The organism is Actinotignum saccati, from assembly GCF_051265055.1.
Classification (GTDB): Bacteria; Actinomycetota; Actinomycetes; order Actinomycetales; family Actinomycetaceae; genus Actinotignum.
In genome coordinates this window covers 13,766-29,381 of the sequence record NZ_JBOZCC010000007.1, presented here as the reverse complement: position 1 = coordinate 29,381, position 15,616 = coordinate 13,766, and the positions used below count along the sequence as shown (strand labels likewise).

14 protein-coding genes and 1 tRNA gene are annotated in these 15,616 nt (G+C 64.7%); 5 read left to right on the top strand and 10 right to left on the bottom strand.

Going from position 1 to position 15,616, the window contains the following annotated elements:
- Window positions 1-214: 214 nt before the first annotated feature.
- From ACRQEC_RS06790 to ACRQEC_RS06765, 6 genes are all read right to left on the bottom strand, one after another.
- Complete coding sequence (locus ACRQEC_RS06790) at window positions 215-808, bottom strand: TadE family type IV pilus minor pilin (protein WP_284890354.1); 594 nt, start codon at window positions 806-808, stop codon at window positions 215-217.
- Between the two features lie 70 nt (window positions 809-878).
- On the bottom strand, window positions 879-1,103 hold the full coding sequence (locus ACRQEC_RS06785) for a DUF4244 domain-containing protein (protein ID WP_284890353.1): 225 nt from the start codon (window positions 1,101-1,103) through the stop codon (window positions 879-881).
- A gap of 254 nt (window positions 1,104-1,357) precedes the next feature.
- Complete coding sequence (locus tag ACRQEC_RS06780) at window positions 1,358-1,918, bottom strand: type II secretion system F family protein (RefSeq protein ID WP_284890352.1); 561 nt, start codon at window positions 1,916-1,918, stop codon at window positions 1,358-1,360.
- Window positions 1,909-2,601, bottom strand: coding sequence for a type II secretion system F family protein (locus tag ACRQEC_RS06775; RefSeq protein ID WP_284890351.1), 693 nt, complete (start codon window positions 2,599-2,601; stop codon window positions 1,909-1,911). Before ACRQEC_RS06775 ends, ACRQEC_RS06780 begins: the two co-directional genes overlap by 10 nt.
- Before the next feature lie 173 nt (window positions 2,602-2,774).
- On the bottom strand, window positions 2,775-4,046 hold the full coding sequence (locus ACRQEC_RS06770; RefSeq protein ID WP_284890350.1) for a TadA family conjugal transfer-associated ATPase: 1,272 nt from the start codon (window positions 4,044-4,046) through the stop codon (window positions 2,775-2,777).
- An 11-nt stretch (window positions 4,047-4,057) separates the two neighbouring features.
- Window positions 4,058-5,221: a CpaE-like family protein gene (locus tag ACRQEC_RS06765; protein ID WP_435734864.1), complete on the bottom strand. Its 1,164-nt coding sequence runs from the start codon at window positions 5,219-5,221 to the stop codon at window positions 4,058-4,060.
- Window positions 5,222-5,418: 197 nt separating this feature from the next.
- Between ACRQEC_RS06765 and ACRQEC_RS06760 the strand changes: the two genes are divergently transcribed.
- From ACRQEC_RS06760 to ACRQEC_RS06750, 3 genes are all read left to right on the top strand, one after another.
- Window positions 5,419-6,855, top strand: a complete 1,437-nt coding sequence (locus ACRQEC_RS06760; RefSeq protein ID WP_284890348.1) for a hypothetical protein — start codon at window positions 5,419-5,421, stop codon at window positions 6,853-6,855.
- 100 nt (window positions 6,856-6,955) lie between these two features.
- The gene (locus tag ACRQEC_RS06755) at window positions 6,956-7,891 is read left to right on the top strand and encodes an alpha/beta fold hydrolase (RefSeq protein WP_284890347.1); all 936 of its coding nucleotides are present in this window, start codon (window positions 6,956-6,958) and stop codon (window positions 7,889-7,891) included.
- 80 nt (window positions 7,892-7,971) lie between these two features.
- Window positions 7,972-8,649: a Crp/Fnr family transcriptional regulator gene (locus tag ACRQEC_RS06750; protein WP_026429058.1), complete on the top strand. Its 678-nt coding sequence runs from the start codon at window positions 7,972-7,974 to the stop codon at window positions 8,647-8,649.
- A 704-nt stretch (window positions 8,650-9,353) separates the two neighbouring features.
- Here ACRQEC_RS06750 and ACRQEC_RS06745 read toward each other — a convergent pair.
- The 3 genes from ACRQEC_RS06745 to ACRQEC_RS06735 all read right to left on the bottom strand — a co-directional run bounded on the left by ACRQEC_RS06745 (window position 9,354) and on the right by ACRQEC_RS06735 (window position 13,142).
- A tRNA-Pro gene (locus ACRQEC_RS06745) sits at window positions 9,354-9,430 on the bottom strand.
- A 155-nt stretch (window positions 9,431-9,585) separates the two neighbouring features.
- On the bottom strand, window positions 9,586-10,752 hold the full coding sequence (locus ACRQEC_RS06740; protein ID WP_284890346.1) for a metallophosphoesterase: 1,167 nt from the start codon (window positions 10,750-10,752) through the stop codon (window positions 9,586-9,588).
- A gap of 137 nt (window positions 10,753-10,889) precedes the next feature.
- Window positions 10,890-13,142 (bottom strand): transglycosylase domain-containing protein, encoded by a 2,253-nt coding sequence (locus ACRQEC_RS06735; protein WP_284890345.1) that lies wholly within the window; start codon window positions 13,140-13,142, stop codon window positions 10,890-10,892.
- A gap of 225 nt (window positions 13,143-13,367) precedes the next feature.
- On the opposite strand from ACRQEC_RS06735, the gene ACRQEC_RS06730 reads away from it, so the two are divergent.
- Together ACRQEC_RS06730 and ACRQEC_RS06725 are read left to right on the top strand one after the other, a co-directional pair.
- Window positions 13,368-13,679 carry a WhiB family transcriptional regulator gene (locus ACRQEC_RS06730; RefSeq protein WP_026429063.1) on the top strand — a complete coding sequence of 104 codons (312 nt, stop codon included), beginning with the start codon at window positions 13,368-13,370 and terminating at the stop codon, window positions 13,677-13,679.
- A gap of 156 nt (window positions 13,680-13,835) precedes the next feature.
- Window positions 13,836-14,297, top strand: a complete 462-nt coding sequence (locus tag ACRQEC_RS06725; protein ID WP_284890344.1) for a RidA family protein — start codon at window positions 13,836-13,838, stop codon at window positions 14,295-14,297.
- Window positions 14,298-14,372: 75 nt separating this feature from the next.
- Here ACRQEC_RS06725 and aroB read toward each other — a convergent pair whose 3' ends face one another.
- Window positions 14,373-15,611, bottom strand: a complete 1,239-nt coding sequence (aroB, locus tag ACRQEC_RS06720) for a 3-dehydroquinate synthase (protein ID WP_284890343.1) — start codon at window positions 15,609-15,611, stop codon at window positions 14,373-14,375.
- Window positions 15,612-15,616 lie beyond the last annotated feature (5 nt).

The following is a 15,616-nucleotide window of genomic DNA, read 5'->3' as shown; positions in this document are numbered from 1 at the left end:
GGCTTCCAGTGCCGAGCACGAGTCGAATCCTGGTGCCGGGTCCGGAGTGAATCCCGGGGCTGGGCGCGGCTTTCCCTCCGGCACAGCAGATAGAGCCGGTGCCATTCGCGCCAGCTATCCCGCCAGGAGATACGCTGCTGCCCTGGTGCAGCCCGCTGCCAGAGCACAGTCCCCTGCCCAAGCGCGGGCGCGCCTCGGCTCCTCGCTGAGGCCCTCATGTTCCGAGCACTCCGGGTTCTAGATCTACCGAGGTACTGGCTTCCATGGTGATACCTAGGGCCCGCAGCGGGCCGGTTGCCTGGGCTCGCACCACCACGTTCACGTGGTCTTCCGCGCGTTGCAGGTGCAGCTTGGCCCGGGGTGGGAGTTCGCGGGCGCGCAAGGCCTCCTCGCTTTCCCCGCGTGCGGCAAGAACCGCAATATCGTGGGACGCGCCGCGTAAGGAGATGTATTGGGCGCCGGCGCTCAGCGCCCCGAGCGCGAGCAGCACGATAATGAGCACGCTGACAATCCCGAGGGCCACTTCCACGGTGACCATGCCCGCTTCCCGGTTCTCCACTCCGTAAGGCCGACGCAAAATACGGGAAAGTTTGCGCGAGCGGATCTCCCGGCGGCGGCAGGCACAGGGAATTGCGATATGCCCGCGGGCCTCAATTACCTCGTGGCATTGTGCGCAGAGGCGCCGGCGTTCCCGGGACCTGCGGGCCGGCTGGGCGAGTGGGCCGGCGAGCAGGGCTCCCTCGCCCGCCGTGCCCCGCGGCAGCGGAGGGACATCCTGGCATTGCTCAGGGGATTGTTTGGGTATCATGACGGATCTTTCTCTTTCTAGGGAGCCGCGAGCACCCCACCGGCACCGGTGGGGCACCCGGGACTGTGGTTTAGGCGATATTGAGTCCGCGCCGGAAAATCCCGGCGATGAGTTCACGCATCCAGTCCTGCTGGGAGAGCCAGTAGAGGATTCCGGCAATAGCGCAGGCACCGAGGGTTCCGACGGCGTATTCGGTGGTGGTCATCCCCGCTTCCGGGTGGCATTGGCCCCCGAGGAAAGTGCCGCCCGGGTGGGCGGGAAGAGCGGATCGAACGGGGCTGAGTGCTGTGGTCATGATGCTTCCTTTCTTATCTGTAACAAACTGTGTTGTGGTTATTGGTGGGTGGTGCCGGACCTCGCTACCCGCCGCCCAGGGTCTGGGTTGCGAGCTGCTCGGAACGTGCTCGGTCCGGCTCGGTCAGTCTCCCGCGCCGCGCACCCTCACGCATCCGGCCCCTCGGTATCTGTGGATAACCATCCCGTTCCGCTTTCCTGGGGATAAAAGTGGATAACGCAGAGTGCGGCGGGATGCGCCAGAACGGCCCGGATTTAGTGGAAAAGACCGGTGGCGGCGCCAGCTACCGTCGGAACAATTCCCACGAGGATAAATGCCGGTAGGAAGCACACCCCTAAAGGCACAACGAGGCTATTGCCGAGCTCGGCCGCCGCCCGGCGTGCTTCTCTGGAACGACGACGCCGGTAGCTGCGGGCAGCTGTGCCAAGCAGGGTTAGCGGGGCTACCCCGTTTTCCCAGGCTGGCTGGAGGGCTTCGCGCAGCAGGTGGGCGCGTGGATGTATTCCCTCCCATGCTTCGGCCCAAGGCGCGCCCAGCAGGAGGAGCTGCGCCGTCGTACCTATATCGAGGTGGGCATGTTCTTCGGCGACGGCGAAAGATACCGCTTCCAGTGCGGCGGGCAGGGAAGCCCCGGAGGAGAGCGCCACCCGGGCGAGGTCGGCGAGGAACGCCGGGTCGGAGGGAGGTAGGCGTCGCTCTGCTCGATGCGCTGCGCCCAGCGGATAAGGGCCCGACTGCCGGCGTGTACTTCGCCCGGTGGCGGGCCTCCATGCCCAGGCGAGCAGAAGAACCAGGAGGCACAGGGCTAGCCCCATTGTTCAGCTTTCCGTACGAGGCGGCGCATCCAGAGGATCCCGGCCACTTCGCAGATGAGCGCGAGGGCGAGGCAGCACCGCCCGATGAGGGTTCCGAATAGGAATGTCACGGGATTACCTCCGAAAAATGAGCCGAGGAGCATGCCGAATAGCGGCATGGCGGCCAGCATTTTCACGGCCGAACGCGGTCCGGCTAGGGCGATGCGGCGCTCGCCGAGCGCATCGCTGGATTCGGAGAGCGCTGCCGCGCAGCTCTCGAGGATGCGGGCGGCCGAGGCGCCGGTGTGGTGGGTCAGGCGGCATACCGCGATGAGTGCGGGGATACCGAGGAGGCCTCGGGCGCGGCGCGGATTGCGGGGGGCCCGCTCCCATAGTTCTCGCAGGAGTACGGGGACTCCCACGTCGTCGATCTGGCCAGCGGGGTCGCCGCGGGGATCGCGCTCGGGTCCGTTCCTAGGATCACTCACGCCGACGACGGCGCCTCCGCCCGCGCGCTCGACTGCCGCGATTTCTCTATGCGGCTGGAAACGGGAGAGGGCGGCGAGCCAGGCGCGGCGGTGATCGGCGCCGGAATCAATGCGGGCCGCTACTTCCACCGCGAGCAGACCGGCGTCGAAACTAGGCGGGGAAGCGCGCGTTTTTCTGCGGAGCACCCCGCGGCCGAGTGGTGTGCTGCCCGGCAAGCGCATTGAGCGGCGTGGCGTACCGTGGGCATGACTCCGTGGCCGGCTTGCATGAGCTCGGCGCCCGGGCGGACCCGCATGTGCTTGACCCCGCGACCGGCCCGCATGGGTTCGGTTCCCCGACCGGCCCGCATACGCGTATACGCTCAGCAGGATTCCGAAAATAACCAGAATTACCATGTTCCCTCCAGCCCTAAACGCGGGCCCAGGGTGGCCCACCCGGGGCCGGCACGGATGGTGCCGTCAGCGCCGATAGTCAAAGCATCCGGAGCCTCAAGATCGCCGTGGTGGCTGCGGAGGGTCGCCACGTGGGTAATGCGCCGGGTTGGCCCGTGGCGCTCAATGGAAATAATGGCGTCGAGGGCCGCGACCGCTTGGGCGGCAACCACCGCTGCGGACATTCCGGCCAACGCACCGAGGGCCACGAGCCGGGCGGGAACATCGCGTGCCGAATTGGCGTGAATAGTGGCCCATCCTCCTTCATGCCCGGTATTAAGTGCGGTGAGGACCTCGCGCACTTCTTCACCGCGGCATTCCCCCACCACAATCCGATCCGGGCGCATCCGCAAAGCGGCCCGCACCAATTGGGTCATGGTGATTTCGCCGTGGCCTTCCACATTGGGGCGCCGGATTTGCAGGTGCAGCACATGCGGGTGCGCGGGGCGTAATTCCGCGGCTTCCTCGATAATGATGAGCCGTTCGGTGGCTGGCACACAGCTGAGCAGGGAGGCCAATAATGTGGTTTTCCCCGAGCCGGTAGCGCCCGCCACCATAACGTTGGCGCGTCGCTCCACCAGGGCTGTCAATACCGGGGTGAGGGCAGCAGGAAACGTGCCGGCAGCCTCGAGTTCGGCGAGCGTGAAGGTGCGGGCCCGTTGGGTACGCAGTGAGATAGCGGCGCCTTCTGCGGCCAGTGGGGCGAGGACCGCGTGCAGGCGCGTTCCATTGGAGAAGGTGCCGTCGGCGATAGGAGCGGCGTCGTCCAAACGTTGGCCGGCGCTGGCAGCTAAACGCACCGCGAGTGCGCGCACCTCCCCCGCGTCGGACAGCAGGGCGCTCAAGGGTTCGTCGCGTTCCAGTCCGGTTCCGCGATCCAGCCATACCCCGGTGCCGCCGTTGATTAAAATATCGGTGACTGTGGGGTCTTCAATCACGCGCCGCAGGTGCGGGCCCCAGCCGCGGGCCACCGCGTTAATATCGCGGGCCGCTCCCAGCACATGTTTGATTTCTATCGCGTGGGGTGCCACCGCGGAGAGCACCTTGGGCACGCTGATGCCGCGGGCTAATTCCCGGCGGGTACGGGCCAGATCACCGCGAGCACCGCCCACACCCCCGTGGTTGCGGATCTCATCCGCGCGGGCACCGGCCAGCTTTCCGCGGGCACCGGCTAACTCCGAGCGGGCCGAAACCACACCTAGTTCGCGTAGTTCGCGCAGGCTACCCATCTTTTCACCCCTTATCCGCCTACCAGTACCGCATCGAGATGTGCGGCGAGCTGCGTGATATCACGCGCCGCAACAGAGCGGCGCTGTTCACCTACCGCAACTCCGTGGGAGAGGTCTTCATCCATTCCGCGCAGACACCGCACCGGAAGCACCTCCTGACCAATATCCAGACCGAAGGCCTGCGCCTCCACTTTGTGGGAGCATCGCGCCGCGATGACCACGGGCGTGTTCTCCCCCAGGTCCCGCAGAATTCTAGGTATGGCTTGGGCATCGCGGTCGGTTACCCCGGTCACGAGGACCACCGCATCGCACCAGGCCCGCCAGCTGGCCGGCCCGGTGCCCGGCAGCAAGGAGCTGCGCGGGAGATCCACATAGGTGGTGTCGTTCGCTTGGGAGAGCGCGTCAATGGCGTGCGGCACCGCCTCGCCGTTCGGTGGCGCTCCGCCGCGAACGTCCGCGCTCAGCAGGCTCAGCTGCCCGCGCGAGGGCAGGGCCGCCCGAAGCCGCTGCGGGATCAGCGTGCCTTCGGCTTGGGCAATATCAGCCCAGCGCACCCCGCGTTTGTCCCGGAATCCCATGAGGATTTCGAGCCCGGCCGAAAGCGGATCCGCATCCACCACGGCGGTACGCGTGATACTCAGCGAGGCGAGCCAGGCCGTGATCATCGATACCCCGAGTCCGCCGCGCACCCCGGCAAGCCCGATAATGCGCCCGCGCCGAGTTTGCCCGGCCGCCAGCACAAGTTCGAGGAGATCTTCGGCTTGGCGCGGGAGTTCCAGCACCACCGATCCGCGCGGAAAATAGCTGGCCAGCACCGGGTGGAAGCGCGCGCGGACCGTGGGCAGGGCCGTCGGGAGTTCCTCCAATTCGAGCACGGCCGGCGGGGCAGCTACCTCCGGTGAGCCGCGCGCCACCTGTATTCCGGCCAGTTCCGTGACCGCCTCCACCTCCCGCAAAACCTCCTCATGCTCGCAGACGAGGGAGACGAGCTCACGCGGGACCGCGGAGATAAGGGGCGCGAGCGAAGCACCGCCCGAAGCAGCGGCACCGGACGACTTTCCGGCAGCGGCACCGGACGACTTTCCGGCAGCGGCACCGGACGACTTTCCGGCAGCGGCACCGGAGATAGCACCAGCAGCCGAAACACCAGGAGATAAAACACGAGAAGAAGTCATACCCCGAGCTTGCCGTGCCCAGCACACCTCCGCAGCCTGGTTGTGCGCCGCTGTGGATAACCCCCTACACGAACGGTTCTGTGGATACGCACGCCCGGCTCACGTCACACCGCCCGCTTTATGGCACACCGCCGAAATTCTCCACATCCGCGTGATTTCTGGCATATCTTTGAGAAAGAACTATCAAGGGAGGACCCATGTCTACGCCAAATGACCCGTACACTACCGCGTCGCGCCGGCCACTGGATGATGACGATATTCTCGAGCCCATTGCCGAGGACCATCTCGCAGATCAAGAAACCGCCTACCTCCCCACCACTCAACCTCCTGCTCCCGCCCCCGTTTTTTCGAACGACGACGCCGCTCCGTTCCCGCCAGCTCACCCCGCTGCGGAAGCCACCAGCGAGCCCTCCTCTTTGAATGATTCCGCGCCCGTGAGCGCCGCTATGAAGGAACCCGAAGGCGAAACCGCGGGCCAACCCGAAACCGCGAGCCAGCCCGAGGGCGCCACCACCGAAACAGAGCAGGCCGCCTCGGCTCAGCTCACTCCGGAAGAAGCCGAGGCCGCGCAGGCAACCAGCGAAGAGCCCACCGAAGCGACACTTCCTGCTGAAGCCACCCCCGCCGAACCCACCACGCCAGCAGCACTCGCACCGGAGGGATCAACCCCGGAGCCAGCCGCGCCGCGGCGTCGTTCCGTATCTGAATCACTGGCAGCCGGAGCTTTCGATGATGGCTACCAGGCGGAAAGCGCCGCCCCGGACCGCGAATACGCGAACCTCGCGCAGGCAGCCGGGGTGACCGCAACCGTTCCCGCAGCGTCCGCCGGCTCGGAAACCGGTGCCACCGCGAACCCCGCGACCGCCGATCCCTACGCCCCCGCAGGCTCAGCTCCGTACGCCACCGCAAACACGGACCCGTACGCCTCCGGGGAAGCGACCGCAACCGCGCTCTACCCGCCGGCCGGTGAGTTCGGCGAACCCGGCGCAGAACCGGCAGCCTCCACCGCCGCCCACGCCGTGGGCTTCGATGCCCCGGTCTTCCCGGCCGTGCGCGAGGAAAGCTTGGAAGACCAGCGCACCTGGGCGGATATCGCCGAAGTGGAGCCGATTCCAGATGCCCCCAAGGGCCGGGTGTGGACCCATATCTGGGTCGCGGCGGTGACGCTGCTGCTGCTCCCGCTGACCTGGTATCTCATCTCGGACGCGGTGGCGCGCCTGCACCTGGCTCGTCCCATCGCCCTGGAAACCGCCCCGGTTAATGTGGCGGCGCTCATCGAAATGGTCGGCGGCATCGCGCTGCTCGTGGTTATTGCGCTGCTCGCGCAGCTGTCCTCCCTAGGCGCGCTGCTGTGGGGATCAATCTTGGCTGTTGCCGGTCTCGCGGGGCTTGTGCTTCCCGGTTATGCGCTGCGCGGGGTGCACTGGCTTGATTCGCTTATCGGAGGATTCAAGCCGATCACGGATAATATCGTGCACCACTTCGCCTACGACCTTGCGTTCGGTGGGTTTATGCTACTGGGCGCGGTGCTGGTGGCCATCGGAGTCGCGGCGCACTGGGCGCGCTCTCGCGGTTCGCGGCGCGCCCGCGCTTTCACGGTGCGCGAATACCGCCTCTCCGAAGACGAAGCGTAAAAAGCCGGGGCGACGAAAAGTCCGCGCAAAAACCCGCGCGCAGAAAACCCGCGCTTAGAGAACCCAAAGCCTACCCAGCCCGAGCGTAACAAGGTACCGTATGAGCTCACTTCCCGCCGATAATTCCTGCGTATGGATCCCCGGTCCGTGGGAACATCGCCTCGTGACGGCCAACGGTGCGCAATTCCACCTGGCCTATGCCGGGAGCCACTCGACCCGCACGCCACTGGTGCTATTCGTGCACAGCTACCCGGAGTACTGGTACGCCTGGCGCCACCAAATCGAGCCGGTGGCGCAGGCCGGGTACGAAGTTGCGGCCGTGGATCTGCGGGGCGTGGGCGGCAGCGATAAAACGCCGTCGGTGCAATCGGGGCCCGAACTGGCCCAGGACCTTATTTCGCTCACCGAATCCCTGGGGGCGAGCTCCGCGGTGATTGTGGCGGCCGGCTCCAATGCGGCGCTCGGGTGGGCGGCGGCGGCCATGGCCCCCGATATTATTACCGGGCTCGTGACGGTAGCCAGCCCGCATCCGCTCGGGCTACGGCATTTCGGACGCGGTATTCGCCCGCGCGGCCTGCTCGGTTTACTCACCTCGCGGCTGGGGAATCGTTCCCCGCGCGCGCTCGGGGACGCCCGGAATATGCGCCGGCTGCTCCTGGAATGGTCTGCCCCGCACAGCCACGGCGCCGCGGACGAAGCCGAACAGTACGCCGCTGCCATGCGCCTCCCGGAAGCGGCGGCGAGCGCCGTCGAACAACTGCGCTGGACCGCAACATGGAGGCGCCGCCCCTCCGGAAAAGCCTGGCGCGATATCCTCTCCACTCCCGTGGATGTGCCGGTGTGGGCGGTGCGCGGCCTGGCCGATCGCATGATTAATGAGCGGGCCTGGGCTGATGATCGTTCTTTCGCTACCGGCTCCTACCGGCTCATTGCCGTGCCGGGCGCCGGGCATTTCATCCCGGAAGAATCTCCGCGCGAATTCACTAATATCGTGCTGGATTTCCTTTCTCAACTCGAGCGCTCGGCCCGGGTATGAGACATTTTCCGTGAATAATGGCAAAATGTGACATGAGACTACTTCAGGAATATTCTGAGTACATCGGAGGAAGGCTAGAGATGGATACCAGCGTTTTACGAACCGTGCCCCTTTTCAAGGACATGGATGAGGAAAGTCTCGCCGCTCTCGGCGCGATGATGAGCGATACGTCCCTCAAGCGGGGCGAATCGCTTTTCCACGAAGGCGACCAGGGTGATCGCCTTTACATCGTCACCGACGGCAAGGTGAAGCTCAGTCACACGTCCGACGACGGGCGCGAAAATCTGCTCGCCGTTCTCGGACCCGGGGAAATCATCGGCGAACTTTCGCTCTTTGACCTGGGGGCTCGCTCCTCCACCGTCACTGCCATTGCGCCGACGCATCTACTTTCCCTCGCGCATCGCGATATGAAGAATTTCATCGAGGAGCACCCCGCGCTGGCCATGTCGATGCTCCGTGAAATGGCACGTCGCCTGCGCAATACCAATGAGAATCTTGCTGACCTGGTGTTCTCGGACGTTCCCGGCCGCGTGGCGAAGGCGCTGCTCGACCTGGCCAATCGTTTCGGCGAGCGCACCCCCGAAGGCGTGTACGTGGCGCACGACCTCACGCAGGAAGAGCTCGCGCACCTCGTGGGCGCTTCGCGTGAAACGGTCAATAAGTCTCTGGCTGATTTTGTTTCCCGCGGGTGGATTCGGCTCGAAGGTCGCGCCGTGCTGCTCCTGGAGATTGGTCGCTTGCAGCGCCGCGCCCACTAGTCTCCACGTTTCATACTTAGATTTAACGCGAACGCGGGTGGCTGGGCCCTGTCCAGGGTTCCGGCCGCCCGCGTTCGCGTGCCTTCCGGGCCCGTTTCCTTACGGTTTGGTACGACGGCGCAGCCCTTCTAGTACGACGGCACAGTTGGGCCGACACCGCAGCCGCGTTTCCGTGCCGTTCCGATCATTGCGGCGCAGCCCTTCTAGTACGACGGCGCAGCTATCGGCCATCGCGAACCTCAGCAGTCACACCAGCACCTGGCGAGCGGGCATGTGTTGGCAGAACTGTACTTCGCATGTACAACATCCGCAGTACACCTCAGAAAACCACCCCGTGCCCGCCAACCGGAAAAGCTGAGCGCCGAAGGAATGCCACAGGATGCAAATTGGGAACCATCGGGGTCGCGTAGTGCAAGCCCAGTGCAGAAATCCAGCCAAAATGGTGCGTGGATTTGCACCCTGTTGCAGGCCCACTGTTGAGCCTTCACACGCAACCAAAACCCGCTTCTTTACGGGGCGGCGGGAGTGTTGCCCTACCCGACGCACGGGACGCCTCCCAGCCGACCATCCCGAGGTCACTCTTCCAGGTAAGCCCGGATGATCGCTCTCGTAACGGGGGTTTCTCCGGACCGCTTCGCGGCGAGCATCACCAAGATATGAGAAAATCCCGCGTCACAGGCGAACCTATGACGCGGGATATCACATGGTCGGGGTAGCGGGATTTGAACCCACGGCCTCTTCGTCCCGAACGAAGCGCGCTACCAAGCTGCGCCATACCCCGTGCTTTGGCAACTCAATAATAATAGCCCTCCGCAGCGGAAAAAGCTAAATCCGATCTAGTGATCTGGCGTACAACCAGGCCAGTACGCTATGTGACTCACAGGTAGCGCGGCATCTTCCCTGTAGCTCAACCCAGCGGCTATCCGATCAGCACGTTCACTCCGCGCCACCGCGCACCCGCAGCAGAATCGCTTCGGGCGGCCGGAGGAACCTGACCGGCGTATACGGCGACGTCCCCAGGCCAGCAGACACATTCACCGCCATGCCACCGCGGAGCACGCGCACGCCGTCGCCGCGCAGGGGCAGGCGCTCCTCGGCCCGGTCGCCTCCCGCAGCCCGGTCACCTCCCGCAGCGCGACCCACACCCGCGTGACCCGCGTGACCCGCGCCCCGCCCAACACCAGCACCAGCGTCATCTCCACACGGCCAATCGAAAAGCCCGGAATCGTAGCGCAGCGGGAGGTCACAATTCGTGGTCAAAGCTCCGAATCCAGGCACCGCCAACTGCCCTCCGTGGGTGTGGCCGGCTAGCGTCAGAGCTGCGCCGTCGTTCATTAAGGCGTTGAGAGCGGCGCAATACGGTGCGTGCACGACGCCGAGACGCAGATACCCACGCCCAGCGTTCGTGCGCCGCTCACGTTCCGCGCCCGCACTTTCATCCGAGGCCGCGGCGCCTTCCGCGGTATCGGTAGCCTCGCTGGGCCGCGGCATCCGGGCTCGGCCGATATGCGGGTCGTCCATGCCGACTGCGTCGATATCCCAGGCCGCCGCGAGCAGCCGCGCCCGCCGATTATTGAGATTGACCCAGCCGAAAGCTTCCAGCCCGGCGGTCATCTCCTCCCAGGGCAAATCCGGTTCGTCTTTCTCCGCGAGCGGCGGGAAGAGCCCCGGCGCCACGTAGCGCAAGGGATTCTTGAGAACCGGCGCGAAATAATCATTCGAGCCGTATACAAAAAGTCCCGGAATACCAGCGAGCGGCGCCAGCGCCTCAAGAAGGGGGCCGACGGCGCCCGCTTCGGACAGATGGTCGCCCGTCAGAACTACGAGATCCGGGCGGCAGCGCTCGGCCAGGTCGCTCAAGAATTGCTGCTTGGCCCGGTGGCGGCGCAGCAGGTGCATATCCGAGAGGTGGAGAATGCGCAGCTCACCTGCCGTGCTCGCAAGCTGCGGCAGCACCAGCACCCGCTCGCGCAGAGTGTAGCGATGTGCTTCGTGCAGCGCCCAGCCCAGGCACCCGGCACCCGCGGCCGCGCCCGCTGCCACGCCAGCGCCCAGAGCCTTGAGCGCGGTGCGTCGGATTCGATGCTGATCAGCTTCGCTCACGGTATCCACCTTCTGTCTCGCGCGGTGTGCGGTTTCTGGAATGCCACCGGCTCGCGTAACTCGGCCCGCCTAGCACGCACGGCCAGGGTTTCGCGCCGCGAAGCCCACGCCGTGACACCCGGGCTACGCAGCGCCGGCTACTCTTCCACAACCTCGACTTCTTCGTATTCTTCGTTGCTCTCACCCTCGTGAACGGCCTCGGGCGGAACCGCGCCCTGCTCCCCCGGCGCGGGTTGCGCGGGCGCCGGCGCGGGCGTGGGAGATGGCGAAGGCGTGGCCGGCTCCCGCGTGGCGGGTGCCGGGCGCCGCATCGGGGTGGTGGGCTGCGGGAAGGGCACGGCCGGCTGACCGGCCAAAGCAGCGTTCATATAATCGGAGAACATCAGCGCGGGGTACAAGCCACCGTAGACTTCCGACTCCCTCTTCCCCTTGATAACTGCGTCAAACATCGAAATATTGCCACTTATATGCCCCTGCCAGGTCACAGTGGCAAGCTGCGGGGTGTAGCCCATAAACCACGCGTGCCAGTCGTTTTGTGCAGTTCCGGTTTTCCCGGCCGCCGGGCGCCCACGAAGCACAGCATTCTCACCGGTTGCCCCGGGTTCTACCACGTGCTGAAGCACCGCATTCGTTTTGCGGGCAGTTTCCTTGGAAATGGCCTGCTGGCACTGGGGTTTGCGTTCGGAAATAACCGTGCCGTCATGCTCCTCGATGGAGGTATAGGACATCGGATCGCAACGAATACCGTCATTGGCGAGGGTAGCGCCGGCCGTCGCCATGGAAAGCGGGGTGACGTTATTCGTACCCAGGATCATCGGGGGAACAATATCGAAAGGCTCGTTGTCCCCACGTTCCACGCCCATGGCCTGGGCTTTATTCGCGATCTGGCACAGGTCCAACTTCTGGGCCATATGCGCGAAGGTGCCGTTGGTGGACATGCGAGTACCTTCTAGCACCGTGCGCGGGCGGTTGGACTGCCCCAGGTTCCCCACCGGCCAGGGTTCACCTGCTAGATTCTTACACGAAGCCTGGAATGAGCTCTGCGGCAGCAATCCCTCACTACTATCCACCACGTCATAGGCACTACGCCCGGAATCCAGCCATTCCACCAGGGTAAATATCTTGAACGTTGATCCGGACTGGAAACCGGCACCGCCACCCATATCCTGCGGGGCCGTCACATTCACCTGCGTCATGCGGGTATCCGTGTCATTCGGAACCCCGAAGCGGGTATTTTGCACCATCGAAACAATATGCCCACTCCCCGGCTCCACCGACACCAGTGCGGCATCAATTCCGGAGGCATCATCCACGGGCTGGTGATAGACCACCGAGTCATAAGCCTGCTGCTGGCGCGCCGAATCCAGGGTGGTGCGGATGACTTTGCCGCCGCGGTAGAGCTGGCGGGTGCGCTCGGCGCGGGTGGCACCCAGCGCCTTGTCATTGAGCAAATCCTTGACCACGTACTCGCAGAAGTAGGCGCTAATACCCGCCGAACCGCAGCCGGCCGATTGCTCGGAAACGTGCATATACGACTCAATCGGGGTGGCCTGAGCTTCCTTCATTTCCGCTTCGGTAATAAAACCGGAACGGTACATCTCGCCCAGCACCACATTGCGGCGCTCGGTATTCGCTTCCGGATGGCGTACCGGATCCCACTGGGCCGGATTCTGGGTGATCCCGGCCATCGTGGCCGCTTCCACCACCGTCAAATCCTTCGCGGACTTGGAGAAGTAGCGCTGCGCGGCAGTTTCCACGCCGTATTGCGAGGGGCCGAATTGCGCAAGATTGAGATAGCCGGTGAGAATTTCATCTTTCGTCATCGTTTTTTCGACGGCGATGGCGTAACGAGCTTCGTTGATTTTACGCGCGATGGTCTGTTCAGTAGCCCGCTTGATTTTCTCATTATCATCAGCGATACGCCCCTCTTCCAGGAGCGCATTTTTCACGTACTGCTGGGTGATGGACGAACCGCCCGACAGCCCGCCCGAGGTGAGATTGGAGACCAACGCGCTGACAGTGCCCTGCACGTCAATGCCGTGATGCTCGTAAAAACGCCGATCCTCAATTGCTACGACGGCGTTTTTCATATGCTGCGAGATCTGATCGGAGCGCACGTTGATCCGGTTTTCAATATAGAACCGGGCCAGCACCGATCCGTCTTTGGCCAGCAGGACCGTCTGCTCCGAAGGTTCAGTGAAGCCTAAGTCCTCCGGCACGTCGTCGAAAATACCGGTCACCGCATTGGCCGTGGTCCCCATCGTCATAACGAAAGGCAGCGCAATCCCGGCCATGAGGGCGCCCCCGCCGCACAGAGCCAGGATCAGCGCCAGCACGAACGTTCCGATTTGGCGTCCGGTCGCTTGTTTTTTCGGGCTAGAACTCGACATACCCCTAAGAATACTGACCCGGCGCGGCGAAAGAAACGAGACATACGCTTCCCCGGGGTTCCCCGCGCTTCCCCGGACTTACTCAGGCTTACTCGGGCTTACCCACGCTCCACCCCTCCACAAGGCGGACCAAAGTAGCGCACGTCATAAAACGCTAATACTATGATCGTAAAACAGTAAAGAACTGCACCGTCGCATACCACCACGCCGGAGTGAGGGGGATAGATGACCACAACACTAGCCCTGTATCCGCACTGGGCAGATGCCGCCGCCTGTACCGATATCGATCCCGATTCGCTTTTCGTGCGCGGCGCGGCCCAGCGCCAGGCCCGCTCGATTTGTTTTCGCTGCCCGGTGCGCCTGCACTGCCTGGCTGATTCGCTGGACGCGGAAATGATGTTCGGGGTGTGGGGCGGGATGACGGAACGTGAACGCCGCGCCCTGCTGCGCCACCACCCGGAAGAACGCAATTGGAGGCGTCGCATTTTTGAGGGGCGCGACCCCCTGGCTCACTCCCTGCGCGAGGGAAACGGCTAAGCACGCCCACCGGGAATTTAGCCCGCAGGGAGCTGGCTGCGCCGTCGTTCCACCAGAGACGCCGCAACTTCGCGCAGCCGTAACCTTCGCGCTAACCTATGACCAGGCGCGGTATTCCGCGCGCTCACACTCAACGATTCCGCGAGAGGCCTACGCATGGACACTATCAGCACCCGTTTGACCAGCCTGGGTATCACCCTTCCTCCGGTTGCCGCGCCGGTGGCAGCCTATATTCCCGCCAAGCGGCACGGGGATACGGTGCGAACCTCCGGGCAGCTGCCTTTTGTGGACGGGCAGCTGCCGGCTACCGGGAAGCTCGGCGCGGAGATCACCGCGGAGGACGGCTATTCTTACGCGCGTATCGCCGGGATTAACGCCCTCGCGGCGGCCGCGGAGGTTGCGGGCGGCGTCGATAATATCCGCGGCATCTCGCACGTCACCGTTTTCGTGGCCTCCGCCCCGAGTTTCACCGCGCAACCCCAGGTCGCGAACGGTGCCAGCGAACTTTTCGGGGCGATTTTTGGCGGCGACGGCGCACATACGCGCTCAGCTGTCGGCGTGAGCGTGCTCCCGCTGGACGCCCCTGTCGAGGTCGAAATCGAAGTACTGCTGCGCTAAACCGTGCCCCGTGGTTCGCGCGCGGTGGCCTGGCACGGCGAAAGTGCGCGGGCGGTGCCGGGCCGGAAACGCGAACTAGAAAGCGAGCTCCTGGCGCGGCTGGGCCTCCAGGAATTCGCGCACCTGAGCGGTGGGGATCTCCCGCGCGTAACTGCCGCCCGCGAAGGTCTCCATCGCGCCGATGCCGCGCTGGAAAACAAAACGAATGGCCCCGCCCAACGATTTTTTATCGTGGCCCATGGCGCGCATAATATCCGCCACACTCACCCCGGCGGGTAGCTCGGTGGGCAGCCCGATGGCGCGCAGCAGGGTATCCACCCGCTGGGCTTCCTCCGCGGTGAGGTAGCCGTAGCGCAGCCCGAGCCGGCACTGGAGATTCAGCCCAATCGCCACGCATTCCCCGTGCGGGAGGGCGTAATCCAGCGCGGCTTCCAGGGCGCGCCCAATGGTGTGGCCAAGGTTGAGGGCCATGCGGCGGTTGCCTTCGTGCACATCGGATTGCACCACCTCCACCTTGATTTCCGCATTGCGGCGGGCGATATAACCGCTGAGTTCGGTATCGCCCACCATCTCCCGCACGCCCCGACCGCGCTGCACGAAGTGTTCTTCCAGAATCTCGAAGAATTCGCGGTCGGCCAGGCAGGCGTGCTTGACAGTTTCGCCCATGCCATCGCGCAGTTGTGAGTCGGTGAGCGTTGCCCAGCGCGCCACGTCAATGAGGACGGCACGCGGCTGGTGGAATGCCCCGATGAGGTTGGTGGCAGCCGGGGTATCCACCGCGGTTTTGCCCCCGATGGCGGCATCCGCCGCGCCCACGAGCGTCGTCGTCATGGTGATATATGGGACCCCGCGGGTGAAGGTAGCGGCCACGAAACCGGCCAGGTCGGAGACCACCCCGCCGCCCAGGGCCACCACCACGGTGTCGCGGTTGAAGCCGGCGGCGAGCATGGCATCTTCCAACTGTTCTTTGGTGGCGCGGGTTTTGTGTTCTTCCCCGGCCGGGAAAACGAAGAGCTGCGGGGCGCGGGATTGTGCGGTCTGAAATTGCGCGGCGTCGTTCGCGCTCGCGCCGTTCGCTCCGGTACCGCTCACACCGGCGCCGTTCGCTCCGCGATAAGCGCGGCTGAGCACGTCCATCACCTGCGCACCAATAAGCTCATTGACGGTGCTATCGGTAATAACCGCCACCCGGGAACGGCCCAGCCCGGCCGCCTCCAGCACGCCGGGCAGCTCGCCGGCCAGATCGGTGCCGATAAGCAGCGGGTAGGACTCGTCAACGGTGCGAGTCAATTCAACATTGAGGCGGGTAACCACGTGAT